The organism is Wenyingzhuangia marina (assembly GCF_900130035.1).
Lineage (GTDB): Bacteria > Bacteroidota > Bacteroidia > Flavobacteriales > Flavobacteriaceae > Wenyingzhuangia > Wenyingzhuangia marina.
Map to the genome: position 1 here is coordinate 134,093 of NZ_FQXQ01000006.1, position 23,265 is coordinate 157,357.

At 30.6% G+C, this 23,265-nt stretch carries 26 protein-coding genes; 9 read left to right on the top strand and 17 right to left on the bottom strand.

Features of this window, described 5'->3' with window-relative positions:
* Positions 1–61 precede the first annotated feature (61 nt).
* Positions 62–1,018: an acetyl-CoA carboxylase carboxyltransferase subunit alpha gene (locus tag BUB70_RS12855; protein ID WP_073122232.1), complete on the bottom strand. Its 957-nt coding sequence runs from the start codon at positions 1,016–1,018 to the stop codon at positions 62–64.
* A 147-nt stretch (positions 1,019–1,165) separates the two neighbouring features.
* Here BUB70_RS12855 and BUB70_RS12860 point away from each other — a divergent pair, with 147 nt between their 5' ends.
* On the top strand, positions 1,166–1,906 hold the full coding sequence (locus BUB70_RS12860; protein ID WP_073122233.1) for a tyrosine-protein phosphatase: 741 nt from the start codon (positions 1,166–1,168) through the stop codon (positions 1,904–1,906).
* Positions 1,907–1,945: 39 nt separating this feature from the next.
* Here the strand turns inward: BUB70_RS12860 and BUB70_RS12865 are convergent, their stop codons facing one another.
* From BUB70_RS12865 to BUB70_RS12880, 4 genes are all read right to left on the bottom strand, one after another.
* Positions 1,946–2,881 (bottom strand): pseudouridine synthase, encoded by a 936-nt coding sequence (locus tag BUB70_RS12865; protein ID WP_073122235.1) that lies wholly within the window; start codon positions 2,879–2,881, stop codon positions 1,946–1,948.
* 48 nt (positions 2,882–2,929) lie between these two features.
* Positions 2,930–3,844: a geranylgeranylglycerol-phosphate geranylgeranyltransferase gene (locus tag BUB70_RS12870; RefSeq protein ID WP_073122236.1), complete on the bottom strand. Its 915-nt coding sequence runs from the start codon at positions 3,842–3,844 to the stop codon at positions 2,930–2,932.
* 13 nt (positions 3,845–3,857) lie between these two features.
* A complete protein-coding gene (locus BUB70_RS12875; protein WP_073122238.1) occupies positions 3,858–4,784 on the bottom strand; it encodes a mevalonate kinase family protein in 927 nt (308 codons plus the stop codon).
* 72 nt (positions 4,785–4,856) lie between these two features.
* Positions 4,857–5,942 carry a diphosphomevalonate decarboxylase gene (locus BUB70_RS12880; RefSeq protein WP_073122239.1) on the bottom strand — a complete coding sequence of 362 codons (1,086 nt, stop codon included), beginning with the start codon at positions 5,940–5,942 and terminating at the stop codon, positions 4,857–4,859.
* Between the two features lie 126 nt (positions 5,943–6,068).
* On the opposite strand from BUB70_RS12880, the gene BUB70_RS12885 reads away from it, so the two are divergent.
* Complete coding sequence (locus BUB70_RS12885; protein ID WP_073122241.1) at positions 6,069–6,302, top strand: hypothetical protein; 234 nt, start codon at positions 6,069–6,071, stop codon at positions 6,300–6,302.
* A gap of 46 nt (positions 6,303–6,348) precedes the next feature.
* Here the strand turns inward: BUB70_RS12885 and BUB70_RS12890 are convergent, their stop codons facing one another.
* The 4 genes from BUB70_RS12890 to BUB70_RS12905 are packed head-to-tail and all read right to left on the bottom strand — an operon-like array spanning position 6,349 to position 10,009.
* Positions 6,349–7,569: a BaiN/RdsA family NAD(P)/FAD-dependent oxidoreductase gene (locus tag BUB70_RS12890; RefSeq protein WP_073122243.1), complete on the bottom strand. Its 1,221-nt coding sequence runs from the start codon at positions 7,567–7,569 to the stop codon at positions 6,349–6,351.
* A gap of 3 nt (positions 7,570–7,572) precedes the next feature.
* Positions 7,573–8,238, bottom strand: coding sequence for an HAD family hydrolase (locus BUB70_RS12895; protein ID WP_073122244.1), 666 nt, complete (start codon positions 8,236–8,238; stop codon positions 7,573–7,575).
* Between the two features lie 23 nt (positions 8,239–8,261).
* The gene (locus tag BUB70_RS12900; protein WP_073122246.1) at positions 8,262–9,578 is read right to left on the bottom strand and encodes a D-arabinono-1,4-lactone oxidase; all 1,317 of its coding nucleotides are present in this window, start codon (positions 9,576–9,578) and stop codon (positions 8,262–8,264) included.
* A 44-nt stretch (positions 9,579–9,622) separates the two neighbouring features.
* Positions 9,623–10,009, bottom strand: coding sequence for a pyrophosphohydrolase domain-containing protein (locus BUB70_RS12905; RefSeq protein ID WP_073122247.1), 387 nt, complete (start codon positions 10,007–10,009; stop codon positions 9,623–9,625).
* Positions 10,010–10,041: 32 nt separating this feature from the next.
* Here BUB70_RS12905 and BUB70_RS12910 point away from each other — a divergent pair, with 32 nt between their 5' ends.
* Positions 10,042–10,230, top strand: a complete 189-nt coding sequence (locus tag BUB70_RS12910) for a hypothetical protein (protein ID WP_073122249.1) — start codon at positions 10,042–10,044, stop codon at positions 10,228–10,230.
* A gap of 3 nt (positions 10,231–10,233) precedes the next feature.
* Here the strand turns inward: BUB70_RS12910 and BUB70_RS12915 are convergent, their stop codons facing one another.
* Genes BUB70_RS12915 through BUB70_RS12935 form a run of 5 tightly spaced genes read right to left on the bottom strand, consistent with a single transcriptional unit; the run spans position 10,234 to position 15,264 of the window.
* Positions 10,234–11,148, bottom strand: coding sequence for an ion channel (locus BUB70_RS12915; protein ID WP_073122251.1), 915 nt, complete (start codon positions 11,146–11,148; stop codon positions 10,234–10,236).
* 48 nt (positions 11,149–11,196) lie between these two features.
* On the bottom strand, positions 11,197–12,549 hold the full coding sequence (locus BUB70_RS12920; RefSeq protein ID WP_073122253.1) for a peptidylprolyl isomerase: 1,353 nt from the start codon (positions 12,547–12,549) through the stop codon (positions 11,197–11,199).
* The gene (locus tag BUB70_RS12925; protein WP_073122257.1) at positions 12,536–13,375 is read right to left on the bottom strand and encodes a hypothetical protein; all 840 of its coding nucleotides are present in this window, start codon (positions 13,373–13,375) and stop codon (positions 12,536–12,538) included. Before BUB70_RS12925 ends, BUB70_RS12920 begins: the two co-directional genes overlap by 14 nt.
* Positions 13,375–14,967 (bottom strand): peptidylprolyl isomerase, encoded by a 1,593-nt coding sequence (locus tag BUB70_RS12930; protein ID WP_073122259.1) that lies wholly within the window; start codon positions 14,965–14,967, stop codon positions 13,375–13,377. Before BUB70_RS12930 ends, BUB70_RS12925 begins: the two co-directional genes overlap by 1 nt.
* Positions 14,968–14,982: 15 nt before the next feature.
* Entirely contained in the window at positions 14,983–15,264 is a 282-nt protein-coding gene (locus BUB70_RS12935; RefSeq protein ID WP_073122261.1) for a DUF493 family protein, read from the bottom strand.
* A gap of 84 nt (positions 15,265–15,348) precedes the next feature.
* Here BUB70_RS12935 and BUB70_RS12940 point away from each other — a divergent pair, with 84 nt between their 5' ends.
* From BUB70_RS12940 to BUB70_RS12960, 5 genes are all read left to right on the top strand, one after another.
* Positions 15,349–15,885, top strand: coding sequence for an AAA family ATPase (locus BUB70_RS12940; protein ID WP_073122264.1), 537 nt, complete (start codon positions 15,349–15,351; stop codon positions 15,883–15,885).
* A complete protein-coding gene (locus tag BUB70_RS12945; RefSeq protein ID WP_073122266.1) occupies positions 15,878–17,779 on the top strand; it encodes a RecQ family ATP-dependent DNA helicase in 1,902 nt (633 codons plus the stop codon). The genes BUB70_RS12940 and BUB70_RS12945 overlap by 8 nt, the downstream gene beginning before the upstream one ends.
* A complete protein-coding gene (fmt, locus tag BUB70_RS12950; protein WP_073122268.1) occupies positions 17,776–18,720 on the top strand; it encodes a methionyl-tRNA formyltransferase in 945 nt (314 codons plus the stop codon). The genes BUB70_RS12945 and fmt overlap by 4 nt, the downstream gene beginning before the upstream one ends.
* Before the next feature lie 167 nt (positions 18,721–18,887).
* A complete protein-coding gene (locus BUB70_RS12955; protein ID WP_073122271.1) occupies positions 18,888–19,160 on the top strand; it encodes an HU family DNA-binding protein in 273 nt (90 codons plus the stop codon).
* Between the two features lie 87 nt (positions 19,161–19,247).
* A complete protein-coding gene (locus BUB70_RS12960) occupies positions 19,248–19,805 on the top strand; it encodes a YqgE/AlgH family protein (protein ID WP_073122273.1) in 558 nt (185 codons plus the stop codon).
* On the opposite strand, the gene BUB70_RS12965 is transcribed toward BUB70_RS12960, so the two are convergent.
* The 3 genes from BUB70_RS12965 to BUB70_RS12975 form a co-directional block, all read right to left on the bottom strand.
* Complete coding sequence (locus BUB70_RS12965) at positions 19,792–20,610, bottom strand: aminotransferase class IV (protein WP_073122275.1); 819 nt, start codon at positions 20,608–20,610, stop codon at positions 19,792–19,794. The genes BUB70_RS12960 and BUB70_RS12965 overlap by 14 nt on opposite strands.
* Positions 20,611–20,694: 84 nt before the next feature.
* A complete protein-coding gene (locus tag BUB70_RS12970) occupies positions 20,695–21,075 on the bottom strand; it encodes an START-like domain-containing protein (protein WP_073122277.1) in 381 nt (126 codons plus the stop codon).
* A 74-nt stretch (positions 21,076–21,149) separates the two neighbouring features.
* Positions 21,150–21,836, bottom strand: a complete 687-nt coding sequence (locus BUB70_RS12975; protein WP_159431433.1) for a DUF4294 domain-containing protein — start codon at positions 21,834–21,836, stop codon at positions 21,150–21,152.
* A 102-nt stretch (positions 21,837–21,938) separates the two neighbouring features.
* Between BUB70_RS12975 and BUB70_RS12980 the strand changes: the two genes are divergently transcribed.
* On the top strand, positions 21,939–23,048 hold the full coding sequence (locus BUB70_RS12980) for a M42 family metallopeptidase (RefSeq protein ID WP_073122279.1): 1,110 nt from the start codon (positions 21,939–21,941) through the stop codon (positions 23,046–23,048).
* The last annotated feature ends 217 nt before the right edge of the window (positions 23,049–23,265 follow it).

A 23,265-nucleotide genomic window follows, 5' to 3' on the forward strand; every position in this document is an offset into this window, starting at 1 on the left:
TTAAAAACAGAAAAGCCAAAACATGTTGTGTTTTGGCTTTTCTTATAATTTATAAATTCTTTTAATTTTCTTGATAAACTCCCATGTTAGCGTATTTTTCAATACGTTCGTTTACCATCTTATCTACTTCCTTAGCCTCTAATTCCGCAAATAATCTAACAATCGTTTCTCTAACAGTATCAAAGGTTGTTTCTCTATCAGAATGCGCACCTCCAAGTGGTTCAGGAATAACTCCATCAACCAAATTTAAAGCACTCATATCTTTAGAAGTTAATTTTAAAGCTGCAGCAGCTTTTTCTTTAAACTCCCAAGACCTCCATAAAATGGTAGAACAATTTTCTGGAGAAATTACAGAATACCATGAGTTTTCCATCATTAATACTCTATCTCCAACACCAATTCCTAAAGCACCTCCAGAAGCTCCTTCTCCAATAATTATAGTAATAATAGGAGTTTTTAACACACACATTTCAAAAATATTACGTGCAATTGCTTCACCTTGTCCACGCTCTTCTGCTTCTAAACCAGGATAAGCACCAGGAGTATCAACAAAAGTAACTACAGGAATTCCAAATTTTTCTGCCATACGCATTAAACGTAAAGCCTTTCTATATCCCTCTGGATTGGCCATTCCAAAGTTTCTGTATTGACGCATTTTGGTATTGATTCCTTTTTGCTGTCCAATAAACATAAAACTTTGATCTCCAATTTTCCCTAAACCTCCAACAATCGCTTTGTCATCCTTTACAGTTCTGTCACCATGTAACTCCATAAAAGTATCACCTGCCAATGCTTTGATATAATCTAAAGTATATGGTCTGTTTGGGTGTCTAGATAATTGTACTCTTTGCCAAGGGGTTAAATTCTCATAAATATCCTTTTTAAGATTGATAATTTTATCCTCAATCTCTTTACAAGTATTGGTTACATCAACCTCACTTTCTTCACCAATTATGGCACATTTTTGTAACTGTTCTTCTAATTCCTTAATAGGTAATTCAAAATCCAAGTATTCCATCATTATAAATTTTGGCTAATGGCAAATATAGTAAGTTATACGGATTAACATTCTGTTTTATTTAATTTTTAATTAACATTATATAGACTTAACTTATGTCAGTTTTTAAAAATTGACTTACTTTGTAGATTATATAGATGATAGATTATGGGAATATTTAACAATAAAATTGATATTACAGAACTCTACCCCAAAGGTTTTGTTGATATTCACTCTCATTTATTACCTGGAATAGATGATGGAGCCAAAAACATTGAAGATTCATTAGCATTAATTGAAAGATTGCAAAAGCAAGGAATTAATAATTTTAGAATTACACCTCATGTTTTAGGAGGTGTTTGGGAAAATAGTTCTAGTGTTATTAAAGAAAAAGAAGCGGATTTAAGAAAAGTACTTAAAGAGAAAGGATTTGACAATGTAAATATTCATGCAGCTGCAGAATACATGTTGGATGATCATTTTAGTGCTTTACTTGATAATAATGATATATTGCCTTTAAAGGACAAATATATTTTGGTAGAAATGTCATTTTTCAATCCTCCTTTTAACTTAGATGATCTTTTATTTCAAATTCAAGTAAAAGGTTATGTTCCAGTGTTGGCACATCCAGAACGATATAATTATTATCATAATAATATGTCTCAATATGAAAAGTTAATTGAAGCTGGCTGTTTGTTTCAATTAAATCTATTGTCTTTAACTGAACAATATGGAAAACCCACTACTAAAATAGCCTATGAATTATTAAAAAAAGGAATGTATACCTTTACAGGGACAGATACACATCACAAAAGACACGTCCATTTAATGAACGAAATAGCAACAAAAAAGAATAAGAAATTGTTAACACCTTTATTTGAAAACAACATCAAAACATTTTCTTTTTAAACATAAAAAAACCTCAACAATTGTTGAGGTTTTTGTTTTTTATGAGTTATTAAGATTGATAACTTCTTGTTCCGTTAAATGTCTGTAATGACCTCTTGGTAAATCTTTCTTAGTTAAACCTGCAAAAATTACACGATCTAACTTGACTACTTTATATCCGAAGTGAGCAAATATTTTACGAACAATACGGTTACGTCCGGAGTGAATTTCTATTCCCACTTCATTTTTAGACTGTCCTTGTACATAAGCTACATCATCAACAAAAACTTTTTTATCGTCAATAATTGGTCCTTCTGAAATAGATTGTAAATCTTTTAAAGAAACTTTATTGTCTAAAGTAGCATGATACAATTTACGTTTGTTGTGTTTAGGATGTGTTAACTTTTTTGCCAATTCTCCATCATTCGTAAACAACAATAACCCTGTAGTATCTCTATCTAATCTACCTACTGGATAAATACGTTCTTTACATGCTTTACTCACAAGATCCATCACTGTTTTCCTACCTCTTTCATCTTCCATGGTAGTAATATAGTTCTTAGGTTTATTAAGTAAAACGTATCTTTTTGTCTCTGGATTGATTAATACATTGTCAAAACGAACTTCATCAGTTGGTTGTACTCTGTATCCCATTTCGGTAATAATTTTACCATTTACAGTAGCACTTCCAGTTTCAATATAAGTATCAGCATCTCTACGAGAACATATTCCCGCATTAGAAATGTATTTATTTAAACGAATTCCTGTTTGATTTGATGGAGTGCTAACCACTCTCTTTTTTGGAGCATCAGTTGCTGATGGTTTTGCCTTACTAAAAGATTTCTTTTTAGCAAATGGCTTTGCTCCTTCTTCATTTGTAGCATCTGCAGGTCTTTTAGTAAAACGTTTACTATTGGGTTTAAAATTACCAGAAGGTTTTCCTTTTCCTCCTTGACCTTGTTGTCGTCTTCCCGACGAGTTTTTATTTGTATTCATTTTATAAATTTTGTGTGGCAAAATTACGAAACAATCCGTAATAAAATACTATAATCTTACTTCATTTAATATCCTGATTAACAATACAGAAGTATCAATTAAAGAAAGACTAAAAACCCCAATCACCAACACGACTCTTAAAAAGTTATGCAGTAAAAAATAATGTTTATTCTTTTTAGCCTTAATTAACAAGACCAAAAATAAAGGCCCCCAAAAAACACTTGTATAAAAATAGTATTTCATAACCCCAACCTCTGGAAATCTTAATAAAAAATAAGTAGGGATTGTTAATAAAATCAATAAAACATATACGTATGTTTTGACCTTACGATCACCATATTTTAATACCAATGTTTCTCTATTATTTAACAAAGCACCTTTGGCTCTTTCAAAATCTTTGATCAATTCCTTTAATAAAATCAACAAATACAAATACAATCCATGGGTAATAATTAATTCTGAAATATTTTCGTAATAAACAAAAATCACAAAAAAGGGCAAGACATCTAAAATAGAAACTGATAGAATTCTTATTAGTGGATACCTTTGAAGTTTGTGAGAATACAACCATATTAAGAATATATAACCTCCAAAAAACACTCCTGCTTTCCATGAAATGATCATTCCAAAAACAAAGGCAATAAAGTTTAAAGTAAAGTAAACTTGAAGTTTGGTTGTTTGGCTAACCCAGTTGCCTATTTGCGTCTTAACGGGTTTGTTAATAGCATCGATAGGAGCATCATAAAAATCGTTGATAATATACCCCGCTGAAACCACACTAATGGTTGACAGAACAACAAGATGTAAATGCCAATCTAACAACACCTCTCTTAAAGGTTGATTGACAGCAAACACAAAAATAGCAGCTAAATATTGTGCTACCGTTAAAAGCATAATATTGTAACCTCTAACGACTGAAAATAATGCTAAAAATTTATGCCTTTTTGTGGCTGCTTTATCCATAATTGGTTAGATTTTAAAATCTATAAACCAATTCTAAATGATGACCTGCTAAAGAAGTTTTTGCTTTTTCAAAATCTGCAGCAAATCCTAAAATATAGCCTCCACCACCAGAACCACAAAGTTTTAAATAATAGTCATTAGAATCAATTCCTTTTTTCCATAAATCATGGAATTGCTTAGGAATCATTGGCTTAAAATGATGTAAAACTACTTTTGATAATTTTTTCACATTTCCAAATAATTCTTTTGCATCACCACGTAAAAAGTTATCGATACAAGCGTCTGTATGAATCACAAACTCTTCACTTAACATTTTACGAAAACCTTCGTTCTTCATTTTTTTCATAAAAATGTTTACCATTGGTTCCGTTTCTCCTATTATTTTTGAGTCTAATAAAAACACTGCTCCCTTTCCATTTTGTTGATAAGGGATGCCTACTGACTCAATATCGTTCTTTGATTGAATTAAAATAGGTAAGCTTAAATAACTATTTAAAGGATCTAAACCTGAACTTGTTCCGTGGAAAAAAGATTCCATCAAACCAAAAACTGTTTTTAGCTTTAATAATTTATCCTTGGTTAAGTTTTCTAAAACTGTAATTTTATCTTTTGCATATTGATCGTAAATAGCAGCAACTATAGCTCCTGAACTACCTACTCCATATCCTTGAGGAATGCTAGATTCAAAATACATTCCATCTGCTAAATCTTTTTCTAATTGCACCAAATCAAAAGAAACCAAATCTGTATCTAGTTCTTTTAAGTAATTTAAATACTTAACTAAGTTTTGATTAGATTTTAATTTATCTCCTTCTAAAACATCTGCTAATTTAAAAGCTCCTTTAAAAGAATTATAAGGAATGGCTAAGCCTTTAGAATCTTTGATAATTCCATACTCCCCAAACAGCAAAATTTTTGCATAAAATAATGGTCCTTTCATAGTTTAGTTTTTTGTACAATTTGCATTGCACAATGAACAATGCAAAGATAAACAATTATTAATTGTTAATAACTAGATTTTTAATTGTTTAGCACCACTTCCTACACAATCGTGAATAAATGATTTGTCTTTACAATAGATGGCGAGTTTACTTTTAATAAATTCTTGTACAGCTTCTTTTTCAATTTCAGGATACAACAAATGCACATTTGCACCAGCATCTAAAGTAAAACACAATTTACTTCCAGTCTTTTTTCTATACGTCCAAACCTTATTAATTACTTCCAATGTGTTTGGTTTCATTAAAATAAAATATGGATGGCTAGTCATCATCATAGCGTGCAAAGTCAACGCTTCACTTTCTACCAATTCAATAAACTGATCTACATCGCTATTGGCAAAAATGTCTTTTATTTTGTTGATGTTCTCTTGTGCTTGTAAAAAACGTTGTTCTGCAAACGGATGTCCATGCATTAAATTATGACCAACTGTACTACTTACTTGTTTTTCTCCTTTATCAATTAATAAAATTGTGTCTTGATAATTTTTAAAAATAGAAGCAACCCCATCTACATAAGGAATTCCATATAAATCTGAACTCCCTTCAATATTCTCATGAGCTCCCCAAACAACAATATCACCTTTTACACTCCTACATGCACTTCCAGAACCCAAACGAGCTAAAAAGGAGGCTTTTTGATAAAATGCTTCTTCAGTTAAATTAATATTGATCTCTTTTTCTATACTCATTAAACACAAAGCGATGGCACTCATTCCACTTGCCGACGAAGCAATTCCACTACTATGAGGGAAAGAATTTTTAGTATCAATTACAAATGTATATTCTCTTAAAAAAGGAACATATCGTTCTATTCTTTTGAAAAAAGTTTCAATTTTTGGTTTAAAGTCTTCTTCTTCTTTGCCATCTAAAATTACTTTAAAATCATAAGTTCCTTTTACATCTTTCCTTTTTCCATAGGTTAAAGTTGTGGTGGTATGACAGTTAGATAAAGTAAAACTGATTGAGGTATTTTCTGGTAATTGAGGATTTTTCTTCCCCCAGTATTTTACTAAAGCGATATTACTTGGGGTTTGCCAAGTAACTTTTCCAGATTCTTTACTTGCGGCTAAAGACTTAGGGATAAATTTTTGCTCCATTGCAAATGTCTATTTTTTAATAACCATAAACCTAAGTTTTATAGTTGATATGTGAAAATTTTAATCTTGATTTTTATCTACGCAAATCACATTCCAAAGTTTTATAGATTGGCTATATTTGCATTTATGAGAAAATTAAAATTGATTTGGGATTTTAGAGGAGCAACGGGTTTAGGAACTGCTAAACACCATTGCATACATTTAAAAGAATTTGCTGAATTAGAAAAACTTAATTACCACCTTATCGATCATCAAGAAGTAAACGACATGTGGTCAACTGCTTTTATTGTAGTTGACGAAGCCGACATGAAAATTTACAGAGATGCTTTAAAACCTCACAGAGGAGAAGTTTTTGAATAATGGTTAAATATATTAATAACCGATTAAACAACTCAACAATTAACTTTTAATAAGCAATCGCCTCAGAAATTACCCAGCCACCTGTCCAAGCATTTTGGAAATTAAACCCACCTGTAACAGCATCAATATTTAAAATTTCACCGGCAAAAAATAAATTTTCGTGGAGTTTACTTTCAAACTTTTTAAAGTTTACTTCTTTTAATTTAACACCTCCAGCCGTTACAAATTCATCCTTAAAAGTACTTTTTCCTTGAGCATGAAAAACGGTAGCTGTTAATTTTTCGGCTAACAACTCTAAACTTTTATTAGAAACATCTGCCCATTTGGTTTGTCCATCCATTTTACAAACTTCTAAAAATCGAGACCATAAACGTTTACTAATGGTTTCAAACGGACTTCGTTTTTCTAAAATTGATTTTACTTCTGTCTTTTTGGTTTTAAATAACACATCCAACGCTTGTTGTTTGTTACAACTTAACCAATTAACAATTACCTGATATTGATACTCTTTTTCTGCCAACAAAACAGCTCCAAATGCTGATAGTTTTAACACTGCTGGACCACTAGTTCCCCAATGGGTAATTAACAAAGGGCCTGTACTTTTTAATTTGGTGTCTTTTATAGAAACTTCAACATTTTGAACGGCTACTCCAGGCAAATCAACCAATAAAGGATCTTTAATATTAAAGGTAAATAAAGAGGGAACTGGTTCTACAACTGTATGTTCCAAATCCGTTAATAATTTCCACATGGGTTTACTGCTTCCTGCTGTTACTACCAATTTATCACAAGTATACTCATTATGATTGGTAATAACTTTCCATATTTCATTTTCTATTTTTTGAAAACTAGAAACTCCTTCACTTTTTTTAATGTCAATCCCTAAATCTTGAGTGGCATTTAAAAAACAATCAATAATAGATTGTGAAGAATTTGATTCCGGAAAAATACGATTATCGGCTTCTATTTTTAGAGGCACTCCCCTTTTTTCAAACCACTCCATGGTATCACCTGTCATAAACTGATGAAAAGGACCCAACAATTCTCGTTTCCCACGAGGGTAAAATTCTGTTAATTCTTTAGGATCAAAACAAGCGTGGGTTACATTACAACGACCTCCTCCTGAAATTTTTACTTTTTGTAAAACTTCTTTTCCTTTTTCTAGAATACAAACAGATAAATCTCCATTTTTTTCTTTGGCATTAATAGCCGTAAAAAAACCTGCTGCTCCTCCTCCAATAATAATTACGTTGTAATGTTTTGTCATATTTTACAAAGATACAATCTCTTGATAAGCTTCTAATAAGGTTGGAAAAACTTTTACAGCCCCATTGGCTAACAATTGTTCTTCAGTATATTCAGTGGTTAACCCAACAGCTATCATTCCAGTCGCGGCTGCAGCTCTAATTCCTGTTAAACTATCTTCAAAAATAAGCGTTTGCTTAAAATCTTCTTCTTTTACACCAAGTTGTTTGGCTAAAGTTAAATAAGGTAGCGGACTTGGCTTAGGTTCTGGAAACAAATCAACTCCCATACAAACCTTAAAATCAGCTCCCGTTTGCTTTACGGCATGTATTACAAAATCGGTATAAGCGTTACTCGCAATTCCATGTGGAATGTTGTGATCTGCTAAAAACTTTTGAATTTCATTCACTCCAGGTAACAAGTCTGGTGGAACTGAAGTAGTTACAATATGTTTCTGTTTTAATTTATTTACTTCTGATGCTTTGCTAATATCTCCTCCAAACTCTGCAAAATATTCTGCTATTTTATAAGGAGCTACTCCAGCATGAGTATCTCTTGGAAAAGGACAAATTTCTTTATCAAATACTTCTCTAAAAGCATTGGTCCATGCAGACATATGACATTTAACACTATCTACAATGACACCGTCAAAATCAAACAAAACGGCTTTTGGAAATGGAAGTTTATTCATGGTATATTTCTTAAGAATGAAAATTATTTTACAAACAATTTGGTTAAATAACCATTTAAAAATTTGTTTGTAGGATCTAACTTTGAACGTAATGTTCCAAAATCATTCCATTTGGTGTAAAGTTTTTCAAAATCACTATAAGTCGCTTTAAAACGTTTTGCCCAATGTGGCTTTCCTCCATATTTTAAAAAGACTTCTTCTACTTTTTCAAAAGCTTCGTAATCATCTGCTTTAGGAGAATTTCTACAAACACAACCTACAGTTACCACATCTTCATCGGCAGCATAACTTAACCAAGCATTGTCTTTCTTTAAAAAACGAACATCCATAGGCACATGCACATAAGCCTTGTTTGTTTTATCTTCTAACATGGCTTTTAAATCTTTAAATAAATCTTGGAATTTAGAATATGCTACTGTCCATTCTGCCAACTCCATGGTAGCCCCTCTTTTTTTAGTCACCGTAGCATCGTACAAACTACCTGCATGTTCTTGCTTGGCGGTAAAAAATAAAAAGTATAATATCTTATTAGCAATAGAGGTAAAGCTTGGATATTTATGTGTGTATTTGTAAAGTTTTTGAGAAACTTTTCTTCTATTTTTATAATATTTTGGAGCAGATTTTTCTTTAAAAGTAAACTCTTTATCTACTTTGGTTCCTAAAATTACATATCCATGATTGGTATGTGGCAACCATAAAATTCTTACAAAATCATATGTTTGTAAAAAGCCATCTAATTTGGCAGTCCAATCAGCATCTTTCATAGGAGCTTCTTTAATGTGTAAACGATAATTATCTTCACATTTAAAAGTGATCTCTGAATAAACACCTAGCAATCCTAAAGAAACACGAATAGCATCAATTTCTGGATCTTGCTCTGTAAATTCTTTAATACTCCCATCAGCCATGACCATTCTGAACTTGGATACATATTTAGATAAAATGAATCCGTTTGTTCCGTGAGTTGCTGTTGCCAATGCCCCACCAATGGTAATTTTATTGATGTCTGGTAAACAAGGAATACACCAGCCACAAGCTTGAACGGTATTGATGACTTTTTCTAAACTCGCACCAGCCTGAACAGTAACTTCTTTGGTTTCTTTATTAATGTTTACAATTTTATCGTAATTAGAAACATCAATTAAAGTTGGAGTTCCTGCATGGATATCTGCAGAAGAAAATCGATTTCCAAACACACGAAGTGAAACATTGTTTGCTACGGCATCCATCATTTCTTCCTCGTTACTTACTTTTATTAAATTTTTATAAGTATGTTTTATATTTTTGTTCCAGCTAATCCAAGTGTTGGTTGTTTGGGCATTTTTGGTTGATTTGCTCAAAATATTTTGTCGCTTTTGTTGATTATTTATGGTTAGTGTAGTCGTTAACTATTTAATATCTTTTCGATATTTGGTTTAAAATAATTAGGTCCTTTTAACACTTTTCCATCTTCTCTGTAAATTGGCTCCCCATCTTCTCCTAATTTACTCATATTACTTCTTTGAATTTCTTCAAAAACTTCTTCTATTTTATGTTGCATTCCGTGCTCTATAATAGTACCACATAAAATATATAACATATCACCAAGAGCATCAGCAACCTCAACCAAATCACCGTTTTGAGCAGCTTCTAAATACTCTTTATTTTCTTCATCCATTAAATTAAATCTTAGATTGATTTTATCCTCTCCAATAGCTGCAATAGGTTCGTTTTTATATCCTAATTTATATGCGGTGTGAAATTCTTGTACTGCTTTGATTTTATTCTTCATTTGTTTGTTAATTTTGGTGAAAATTAAATTTTATGTTTTCTACTGGACAAATCTACTTTGCAATATTTTTTGTTTTAACTTTTACAGCAGCCATGATTTGGAGCTATAGAAAAGATTTAAAACGCCATAAACTTCATTACAAAAATACGGCTATTAAAGTTTTTATTGCAGGTATTGTAGTAATCATCTCTTTTGTTCTAATTAGGATTGCTTTAAAATAAGCGTTACATTTTTTCTATTTCGTTTAGCTTATCATGATTTACAATAGTAAAACCATGTTCATCAAATTCATAAGAAATCCCAAACTTATAATCTATTTTAAGTTGGCTAAAATCATAAGAATGTAGTTGATACAGTTTTTGGTTAAAGGCTTCTTCATGATATTGAAATAAGATATAGATTTCCACTTCTAAATCTTTCAATTCTTCTTTTGTGTAAGAAAATAACGGGCTATCTTCATCAATAGGATGTACTAGTGTCCACATAGTGGGTAAGTACATTACTTTGTTACGCTGTAAACTTAATTCATAAAATTTTCTACTAAACTCACCGTTTTCATCCTTCTCAGTAATATTTATAACAGCGTTTAACTCCGGCTCAATCATCATATTAACACGTTTATTCATTACCCTAAACATTAATGCGCTGTGTTCTTCAAAATCACGAACTACTAAATGATCTGAAAATTTAATTTTTGCTTTAGGCTTAGAAAACCGACCATATAATAATCCTGTAATAAAAGAAAAAGATGTTAATCCCAATAAAGCTTCAAAAGAAGAAACAAAACCACCTAGAATTCCACTAGGAGCAATTGCTCCATAGCCCACAGTGGTTAAAGTTTGAGCACTAAAAAAGAACAAATGTGTTAAATCTTCTATATTATTTCCTGTGGAAACCTGAAAATGTTGTGGACCAATAAAATAATAAATGAGTGCAAATAAAGTATTGATTAACACATAACCAATTAAAACGTAGGTTAAAAAAAACAGCCAAGGAATATTAATTAAATACGTGTATAAGTCATCAATTGTACGAGGTCTATTAATGTGTTTTACATTAGAATTTCCATTTACAATAACTCTTTGTGCATTTCTATTTGACTTATATCCAACACCTGGATCTTTTAAGATTTTTGCCATATGCTAATTAAAAAAAAAGCCTTGAATAAATCAAGGCTTATGAGTGTATTAATGAATCCACTTATATTTGTAATCGCAATCTTTAAATTTTCCGTTTAGCTTAACATAGGTATCTTTAATTTTGGTATCATACCATTTTTCTAGAACTTCTTGTTTCTTTTTTTGCAAAGCTAGTTGCTGAAACTTTACATAATCTTTAGATAAATCTGCTTCGTGAGCCTCAATTTTATTTTTAACTAAATTCAATTTATACATTTTAACTCCTTCTCTAGATTCTTCGAAGTAAACATCGGTAAGTTCTCCTTCTTTTAAACCGTCTATCCTTTTAAAGAAATCTGCTCCCATTTTGTTTAATTCAAATTTAGAATCTCCAGTATTTGGATTTACTAAAACTCCTTTATTCAACCTCGTAGCTTCATCATCAGAATATTTAGTTACGGCTTCTTCAAATGAAATTTCACCTGCTATAATTTCTGCTCTAACGGATTCTAACTTTTCTTTAGCTGCCGATAATTTAGCTTCATCTATTTTAGGCTGAATTAAAATATGTCTTACATCTCTTTGTTGACCTTTTATTTTTTCTACTTGTAAAATATGATATCCATATTGAGATTTAAATGGCTCTGAAACCTCTCCTTCTTCTAAACTAAAAGCAGCTTCTTTAAATTCTTTTACAAATTCACTTTCTCTAGTAATGGTATATTTACCACCATTTTGAGCAACCCCTGGATCTTCTGAATATAAAATAGCTTTTAACCTCATACTAAATCCACCTTCAATATCTTTTTTGATTTTGTTTAACTGATCAATAGTTGCTTGAACATCTTCTTCTGTTGGTTCCGCCTCTATAGTAATTTGAGCAAGTTCCACTTCTACTCCAAAATTTGGTAAATCTCCTTTGTCTTTTAGATCTTTATAAAAATATCTAATTTCTTCTGGAGTCACCACTACATCTGCAACAATAGCATCTCTCTCTTTAGAAATAAGCGCATTCTCTCTTTGTATTCTTGTTAATTCCCCTCTTAAATCATCTAAATCATCAAATCCATACAAAGCCACTACTTTATCCATATCTCCAATTTGAGACTTAAAATGTTCTAAAGTTTTTTCTACATTTCCTGCAATTTCTACATCAGAAACCACAATACTATCAATTACTGCATGGTGAGCTAATAATTTTTGGCTCATTACATCTTCCATAATTTCACAATCAGGAATATTTACTTTTTCTTCAGCTCTAGATGCAATTTCTTGTTTATATTTAACAATGTCAGATTCTAATATTATGTTTTCTCCTACCACAGCTGCAACACCATCAATCTTAATTTTTTCTTGTGCACTTACAGCGTAAAAGCCTAAAAGACATAACCATAATGCGTGGTATTTTTTAACGAACTTCATATTTTTTTTGTTTTACGGCATCATCAATCAAAATTTGTTCCATTTGATCAAAGAACTTTAATTTATTTTTTTGTAGTAATATATTCTTAATCGTGGGCTTTACATATTCTAAAGGAGCGATGTCCCCATTATTTAAAGTTTCACGAATGTAAATATAGTAAACACTTTTATCTGCTTCGGTCTTTTCAATCAACTTATTATTTGACTTTAAATCCCAATCGGATAGCACTGGAAATTCTGGTTTTTGAAAATAGACATCTTTTAAAGAAACCCATACAGAATCTTTAAAAAAATAGTCATCAAATCCTTTATAATCAGTTAAAATTTCTGATTTATCATCTGCTTCATCAGAAAGAAATAATTTTTTAATATTATATCTTTTTCTGTTTTTAGAATCTATATGTATGTACTTAAACTTTATTAAAGTTTCATTTAACTTAAAACTTTCCTTGTGTTTTACATAAAAGCTGTCTATTTCGTTTTGAAAAACCAAAGTATCTAACTTTTTGTTTACCAAAGCGTTTTTATAATAAGTTACATATAGCTCTTCTTTGTACTTGCTAACCAACTCATCTAACTCTTTTGTGTTGTCTAAGTTAATCTTTGCATTTCTGTATAATAATTTTTGTTTTGCCCAATTCTGAATGTATTCTTGGGTAACTTTTAAACTATCTACAATAGAATTTGTTTTGGGTAAATTGTTTTTTAAATCGTCCTTTGTTAAAGTAAAATCATACACTTTTGCCACAACGTTTGTTGCAGTGGTTTTATTTTGATGACATGCTATCAAAAATAAGAATCCTATAAGTGCTAATAAGTGTTTCATTATTTATATGACTTCTCTAATTTTTTAACCTGACGTTTGTAATATTTCACTTCACTTTTATTACGTAAAGACTCCATCCATTCTTTTTGAATTTTGTCTTGATAATCACTTTCTACATATCCTTTAACATCCTCAAACTTTTCGCCTTTGTCCTTGTAATTATCTATGTTCTCTTCATAAAAAGCTTTCACCAATTCTGGCTCTTTTGCAGGCACATCCCAAATATGCTCTTTCATCAACTCAAAAATCTCAAGACCATTTTGATAAGATGTTAAAATAGCTTTGTATTCTTCATTTTGATCTTCTAAATGATCAATTACATATTCTTTTAATTGCTGATTTTTGTATTCTTCAAAATAATCTAACGGCTTTTTAGCTCTTCTGTTTTTTACATACTTAAAAAAATCTGCTTGTAAGTATGGCTTTCCGTTGATGGTAAACAAAACGTTCTGTAAACTATCTACTGGAATATTATAAACTTTATTTGATTCAAAAATAGCTTTAGCCTCTTTATTTACTTCTAGCTTATTTTTTGCTTCCATTTTAGCAAAAGCTACTTCTTTTGGCTTTTTACCTCTTACATCATTTAAAACTTTCTTTTTTAACTCTTCTTTTGCGTCTTCAAACGACTGAACTGGCTCTTTTTCTATAAACTTAACAATGTGCCAACCGTAAGGGGTCTTAAATGGTTTAGAATATGTATTGGGTACTGACATTGAAAAAGCTATATCTTCAAACTCACTAGGCAATCTTCCTTTTTCAAAAGCCTGTAAAACTCCACCAGAGTTACTACTTCCTTTATCATCGGAATATTGTTTAGCCAATGCTGCATAATCCTCTCCTTCTTCCAATTTCTGATAAATACTATCTATTTTAGCCTTTTTAGAAGCGTCTAAACCAGCAATCATAATATGTGCAACTTTTACTTTCCCTTCTGATTTAGCTAAATCTTGAACTTTAATAATATGATATCCAAACTGAGATTTTACAATATCAGACATTTGACCTACAGGTGTTTTATAAGCGGCATCTTCAAAAGGATATACCATTCTAAAAGCAGTAAAATATCCTAAGTCTCCTCTATTTTGAAGTGCACTTTTATCATCGGAATATTTAACAGCTAATTCACCAAAATCAGCTCCATTGCTAATTTTCGCTTTAAGATCTTTTATTTTATTATAAGCTTCAATGGTATCATTTCCTTTAAAAGCTATTAAAATATGACTTGCTTTTATTCTATTAACCGTTCTATAATATGCTTCTTGTAGTAAGTTTTCTAGAGTAGCATCGTCCGTTAAAAAAGGGGCTGCTAAATCTCTCTTATATTTGCTTAACTCTTTTTTAATTGAACTTAAAGTATCCAAACCTTCTTCCTTAGATTGTTTTAACTTTAGTTTATAATCTACCATTAATTGTAAATCCTCTTTAAAGTTCTTTTCTAAAATGGCGGCATCTTTTTCCTTAAATAATTTTGTGAATTCCGAAACATACGTCGGTTCTCCATCTATTTTAAATAAAACTTTGTCTTTTTTTTGTGCTGATGTACTTAAACACATGAACACAGTTACAATTCCTAAAAAATATTTTTTCATAAAGTTAACCTATAATTATAATGATATGATTCCTTCTATTTTTTCTACAGCGTAATAATTTTTAATTACCTCATCTGCATTTTTAACTTTTAATAAAATTGAAACACTTACAAACTTACCATTCTTAGAGGCTCTAGTTGTTATTTTTGCCTTGGTATTTTTAAAAACATCTTCAACTTCTTTCTCTTGATTTTTGGTTGTTGGAACAATAAATTTATACAAATAATCTGAAGGGAATTTAGTATTATTTTCTAACTTCTCTTTTAAATCTTTATAAAACGCTTCTTTTTCAGTCATATTATAGTTATCCTTAGTAATCAGGCTACAAAACTATAATTATTTCTTATTTTTACTCCCTCGTAATAAGTTTATTTTATATATATGCCACAAAAAATAGTACTAACAGGTGCTCCTGGTACCGGTAAGACTACTGTATTAAACTTACTTCGTTCAAAAGGTCACTTTTGTATGGAAGAAGTTTCTAGAGAAATTATTCAAGAAGCAGAAAGAATGGGTTCTAAAAAGCTCTTCTTATCTCAACCCATATTGTTTAGCAAAATAGTTTTAGGAAAAAGGATTATTCAATACCAACAAGCCAACAACAGCGAAAAAACTCATTGTTTTTTTGATAGAGGAATGCCAGATATTACTGCTTATTTAAACAGTATTCACACTCCTGTTGAAGAAACTTTTAAACAATCTAACAAAAAATACATTTACGACACGGTATTTATTTTTCCACCATGGGAACAAATTTACACCAACGATTCCGAAAGATTTGAAACTTATGAAGAAGCTTTAGCTATTCATAAAGAAATTGTTGAAGAATACAAAAAAACACATCAGAATATTATTGTAGTCCCTAAAGGAACTCCAAAAGAAAGACTTAAGTTTATCTTAAAAAAATGCCATGCTTAATACCTCTCCTGAAAAACTAAAAGAAATACTCCAAAAATACTGGAATCACACTTCTTTTAGACCCTTACAGGAAGATATTATTCAAAACATTTTACACAAACAAGATACTTTTGCAATTTTACCTACAGGAGGAGGGAAATCTATTTGTTATCAAATACCTGCTTTACTTTCAGAAGGAACTTGTGTCGTAATTTCTCCTTTAATTGCTTTAATTAATGATCAAGTTGATTCATTAAAACAAAAAGGAATTGAAGCGATGACAATTCCTAGCAGATCAAATACTGATGACATTATTCGTTTGTTTGATAACATTAGAATTAAAAAGATAAAGCTATTGTATTTATCTCCTGAACGATTGAATCAACCTATTATTCAGGAAAAGTTAAAACAATTAAACATTTCTTTTTTTGCGGTAGATGAAGCTCACTGTATATCGCAATGGGGACATGATTTTAGACCCGCTTACTTAAAAATTTCTTTGTTAAGAGATTTGTTACCTAACATTCCTTTTTTAGCGGTAACTGCTACGGCAACAGTTAAAACACAAGAGCAAATTATTGATTTGCTAAAATTAAAAAATGTTAAAAAGCATATAGGTTCTTTTGATAGAAAAAATCTTGCATATCAAATTTATGAAACGCCTCAAAAATTCGATTTGCTCTGTAAAATTTTAGGTAAAAGAAAAATAGTCACCATTATCTATTTACAAAATAGATTGGCGGTTATGGAACTTGCTAGCAGATTGCAACAACAAGGCTTTAAAAGTACTTATTACCATGCGGGCTTAAGTTCTAAAGAAAAAGAAAAAAACTACCAAGCTTGGAACAACGAGGAACAAAATATTATGGTAGCCACCAGTGCTTTTGGAATGGGAATTGACAAGAGTAATGTAAAACTTGTAGTTCATCTAGAAATTCCACCTAACATAGAAAGTTATGTTCAAGAAGCTGGTAGAGCTGGTAGAAATGAGCAAAAAGCTTTTTCATGCGTGATTTTATCTCAAAACGATTTTAAGAAGTTTAAAAATTTAAGCACTCAAAACGAGCTTACTTTTGAAGATGTTTTTACAGTTTATCAAAAATTGAATCAACATTTTCAAATTGCCTATGGGGAAATTATTGAACAAGCCTTTGATTTTGATATTGATGCTTTTTGCCTTAAATACAACCTAAATACAAATAAAATGAGTAAAGCTATAAGAAGATTAGATAATTATGGAATTGTTAATTATCAAGAATTATATGAAAGTAGCACCTACATAAAAGTAATTTGTAGTAGTCAACAACTTTTAAATTTTTGCGATCAGCATTATAGTTATCAAATATTAATTGAAACCATTTTAAGGAACTATACAGGAATTTTTGAAATGCCTAAAAGACTGAACATTCCCCGTTTGTCTAGCAAAACAGAAATATCTATTTCGGACATCGACAAAAAACTAGCGTATTTAAAAGACATTCAGTTCATTGAATACGAAAGAAAACAAAACAACCACAGTTTACAGTTTTTAGTTCCTAGAGAAGACAAACAAACCATTAATGTAGTTAAAAAAGATTTGGTTGCACTAAATGTTATTGATAACGAAAAAAGCATCAATACTTTAGCTTATTTTGAAAACGAAAGCATTTGCAGAAATCAACTAATTTTAAATTACTTTAATGAAAAAAGTTCTAAAAACTGTGGTATTTGCGATATTTGTCTTGAAAGCGAAAAAAACATCAGCCTAGAAAATTTAAGTAACAATGTTCTTGCTTTCTTAAAAACCAAACCACATACTTTTAATGACTTGATGATTGCTTTAAAAAGCAACTCAATTAGTTTAAAAGAAGTTTTAAAGTATTTAATCAACGAAAATTACATCCAACAAAACCAACAATATTATCAATTGATATGAGTAAATTAAGAATCGTATTTATGGGAACACCAGATTTTGCTGTGACCATTTTAGATAAAGTTTTACAAGAAAACTACAATGTAGTAGGAGTTATTACCGCTCCAGATAAACAAGCTGGTAGAGGTAGAAAAATTCAACAATCTGCCGTAAAGCAATACGCCGTAAAAAAAGGATTAACAGTTTTACAACCTACCAATTTAAAAGCACCAGAATTTCAAGCTGAATTAGAAGCTTTAAACCCTAATTTGCAAATTGTAGTTGCGTTTAGAATGTTACCAAAATCAGTTTGGAGCTTACCAAAATACGGAACCTTTAATTTACATGCTTCTTTATTACCAGATTATAGAGGTGCTGCACCAATTAATTGGGCCATTATTAATGGAGAAACAGAAACAGGAACGTCTACTTTCTTTTTAGATGATAAAATTGATACCGGAGAAATTATTCTACAAAACAAAACCGCTATTGGTGCAAACGAAACTGTAGGTAAATTACACGACAAGTTAATGCACTTAGGAAGCGATTTGGTAGTCGAAACTTTAGAATTGATTGAACAAGGAGAGGTTAAAACACAAAAACAAGCTGCACACAGCGATAAATTGGCCTATAAAATACATACAGATACTTGTAAAATAGATTGGAATCAAACCAGTGATAAAATTCACAATCACATTAGAGGCTTAAATCCATATCCTGCAGCATGGACTACTTTGGTAAACGATGACCAGGAAATTAGTGTTAAAATTTACGGATGTGAAATTATTGAAGAAACTCATCAATTAACCCCGGGAAGTATTATCACCGATAAAAAAACCATTAAAGTAGCTACATTAAATGGATTTATAAAAATCAACCAATTAAAGCTAGCTGGTAAAAAACTAATGGATACTGTTAGCCTACTAAATGGATATACTTTTACTGAAAACGCAAATATGCAGTAAATACTAACACAGTACATAAAACAATAATTTTAAACCATCTTTATCAACAAAAACAAAAAGTTATTAACAATTCAATGTTTTTAAGGGCTGAACACTTGCACAAGCTATAATTCCTTATATATTTGTTTATGTATAAACTTATTTAATTTAAAATAAAATATTCAGTTATGAACAAATCAGATTTAATCGATGCAATTGCAACAGATGCAGGAATTTCTAAAACAGCAGCTAAAGCAGCTTTAGAATCAGTAACTAATAATGTAACTTCTACTTTAAAAGATGGAGGAAAAGTTTCATTAATTGGATGGGGAACTTGGTCAGTATCTAAAAGACCTGCTAGAGATGGTAGAAACCCTCAAACTGGAGCTACTATTAAAATTGCAGAGAAAAACGTTGTTAAGTTTAAGCCAGGTGCTGGATTATCAGACGCTGTAAACTAATAACAAATTATAGTATTTAAAACTCCTTTGAAAAAAGGAGTTTTTTTTATGCTTTTTTTTTCTTAAGTTTATTAAAAAGCTATAGTTATGCCTTTCTTAAAACCCTCAAAAGGAAGATTACTAATTGCTGAGCCTTCCATCTTAGGAGACTTATCATTTAATCGTTCCATTATTTTGCTTACAGAGCACACCAAGTCCAGCTCTATAGGGTTTATTATGAATAAACCTTTGGGGTATAGCTTAAATGATTTGATTCCAGAAATTAAATGTGATTTTAAAGTTTATCAAGGTGGTCCTGTTGAACAAGACAATTTATATTTTATCCATAAAATTCCTAACCTACTAACCAATAGTATAAAAGTGACTGATGGTATTTATTGGGGAGGAGATTTTAATGAGTTATCGAGGTTACTGAACGAAGGTTTAGTAAACAATGAAGACATTAGATTTTTCCTTGGTTACTCTGGATGGGGACAAGGTCAATTAAATTATGAATGGGAAAGAGACTCTTGGTTAGTAAGAGAAAACGATTACCAAAATATATTTAGCACCCACAATAGAAATTTGTGGAAAGAAAATTTAATGGAACTTGGCGGAAAATATCAAATATGGGCAAATGCACCAATAGATCCTAACCTAAATTAACCATCAACTTTGTAATTTCTGCTACTATTTTTGTCTCAAAAGTCTTTTTTCTGTACTTGGTGATGGGCTGAATTCCAACAATTACGTTCGTTAAAAATACTTCATCTGCTTTTTGAATAGCAAATGGAGAAATAGAAGCTTCTTCAATTTCAAAATCTGAGTTTTTTTCTAAAACATCAATAATGTTTTTTCTCATCACTCCTTTTACACAACCATCAGACAATGGTGGCGTAGTGATTATATTTCCTTTTACCAAAAAGATATTCCCATTGGTAAATTCGACCACGTTTTTATTAGTATTCAACAACACACAGTTATCAAACTCATTTTCTTGCGCATAAATCCCTGCTAAAACATTGGTAATTTTATTGTTGGTTTTAACTGTAGAAAGTAAATTAGGATTAATCATAAAATCTTTATACAAATCAACCACATATTCATTTTTTACAACAACATCAACTTTTTTAGCTTCTACCACATAAGAAATTTGATGGTTTACTGGAGCATACAATCCTTCTGCATCTCTATAAACAGTAAATTTTACTCTATTTTCTCTACCAGTGTTGGCATTAATGGTTTTTAAAATTTCTGCTTCAAAAAACTCTAACGTAAAATCTAACGGAATTTGCATACGTAGCATTCGCATAGAAGCCATTAATCTAAAATAATGGTCTTCACAGAACACCACTGTTTCATTTTCTATTTTAATGGTTTCAAACAAAGCATCACCATATTTAAATGCTCTGTTATTAAAATTGATTTGATTGTTGTTTTCTGAAACAATATTCCCATTAAAATTAATCATGCTACTATTCTATTTTTTGGCAAATTTACATAAAAAAAAGCCTTGATGTTCATCAAAGCTTTTATACAATTGGTGCTAGTTTAATTATGCTCCAATAATGTGTTTTAGTTCAGCAATTTGATTTTCCCACAACATTTTAGCTTCTTCCATTTCATCTTCTTCCGCAAAATCTGTGATAATTAAAGAAACGTCTTTAGTTAACGCATCTACTTGAATTTTAAATTCAAAATAAGCATTATCATCTTCATCTTCTACCCAATGAAACTTTGCTCTATCATCAGTTTTTGATGCTAATAATTTTGCTTGTTCTTCTGCCCCATCCCAAATAAAGGTAAACATCTCACCTCTAGAATTTACATTGTCTGCAAACCATTCTCCTAAACCTGAAGGAGTTGCAAAATACTGATACAACATTGATGGTGATGCGTGTATAGGGAATTCTATCTGAAACTTTTCTTTAACCATGATCGTACTCATTTTTTTGATGGTTGGCAAAGTAATATTTTTTTACTTATTAAAAAAAGAATGTGGTTTTAAAGTTATTTCTTTTTTTCAATGTGAATTTCTCTAACAGGCAAGGGTTTGTTTGCGCTTGGTAAAACAGATGGATATCTTTCTAGTTGACCATATAAAAATGCTTGTTGTAAGATATTTTCAATCATATAATCTTCCATCACATTTTCTGGATGATATTCTAAATCTAAATCAATCTTAAAAAAACTTGCAGAAAACCTATACCAAAAGGCTCTAAATTTTCCTCGTTTATCTTTTATGTGTTCATTAACGGTTTCTCCAGTAAGTCTATGTATTAACTTAATTAAAATTCTTCCTTCTGTTTTAGTTAACTTTTTTACATCCTCGGAAAATTGTGCTTCAAAAATCTCTTGTTTTTCTTTAATGTATCTTTTTCTTTTCCTTGAAGAATCTATCTTTTCAATAGTTGCATTTAAACTATCTAATTTTTCTTTTGCTAAAACAGCATATGGATACGCTTTGTAAGTTTTTTTTCTAAACCAAGCATAGTAACGCATATCATAATGGTTTGTAAATTTCGGTTTAGGAAATAATACAACCGTATCTAATTGTATTTCTTTATTAGGATCAGTAATAACATATCCATCTTCATATTGTTCCTCTAAGCTAGTCCCCTCTTTTTTCTGAGCTAGGGTCACTAAAGAAATCAACATAAAAACTAAAGAAACTGATATTTGTAATTTTAATTTCATCAATATCAAAAATACATAATTAACCTGCTTAAAAACAAGAATCAACATACATATTATCTAAAATCAAAATAGTATTTTTGGTTACTTAAAAATCGATACATGATGAGTGAACAGACCATTTTAAACAAAAAGTCATTAAACTTTTTAGAAGAATATTTAAACAATGCTGCTCCAACGGGTTACGAAAGTAATGGGCAAAAAATTTGGATGGATTATTTAAAACCTTATGTTGATGAATTTATTACAGATGCATATGGTTCTGCTGTAGGAGTTATTAATCCTAAGGCTGAATATAAAGTTGTAATTGAAGGTCATGCTGATGAAATTTCTTGGTATGTAAATTATATTACTGACAATGGATTGATTCATGTAATCAGAAATGGTGGTAGTGACCATATTATTGCTCCATCAAAAAAGGTGAACATCCATACTAAAAAAGGAATTGTAAAAGGTGTTTTTGGTTGGCCTGCAATTCACACAAGGCTAAAAGGAAAAGAAGAAGATACTCCAAAAATTGAAAACATTACTATTGATGTTGGTTGCGATACCAAAGAAGAAGTTTTGGCTTTAGGCGTTCATGTTGGTTGTGTGATTACATATCCTGATACATTTGAAATTTTAAACGGAAATAAATTTGTTTGTAGAGCCTTAGACAACCGTATGGGAGGTTTTATGATTGCAGAAGTAGCTCGTTTAATTAAAGAAAACAATATTGATTTACCTTTTGGTTTATATGTAACAAACTCTGTACAAGAAGAAATTGGTTTACGTGGAGCTGAAATGATTACCCAAACCATTAAACCAAATGTAGCTATTATAACCGATGTTTGCCACGATACTACCACTCCTATGATTGATAAAAAATCCGAAGGAGATAGTAAAATTGGTGCAGGACCAGTAATTTCTTACGCTCCTGCTATTCAACACAATGTTAGAGAATTAATTATTGAAACTGCAGAGAAAAACGACATTCCATTCCAACGTCACGCATCATCAAGAGCAACAGGAACTGATACAGACGCTTTTGCCTACAGCAACGGAGGTGTCCCTTCTGCTTTAATTTCTTTACCGTTAAGATATATGCACACCACTGTAGAAATGGTTCATAGAAGTGATGTAGAAAACGTTATTAAATTAATATTTGAAAGTGTTAAACAAATTAAAGAAGGAGAAAACTTTAATTATTTTAAAGAAAAAAGTTACAGTCTATAAAAGACTTAAACTCCTACTTAAAAAAGGCTAGAAAATATTTTCTAGCCTTTTTTTATTTTCTATTATTCCAATTCCACATCTATCTGATTCAAAAACCTAAACAAGTGTAAAAAGAACACCAAAAAAACATTCGTAAACTGCTTAAAAACAGACAAAAACAAGTTACGAAATCGTTGTAGTAAAATAAAAAAAAGTATGATATTTATTGCAGCTAATA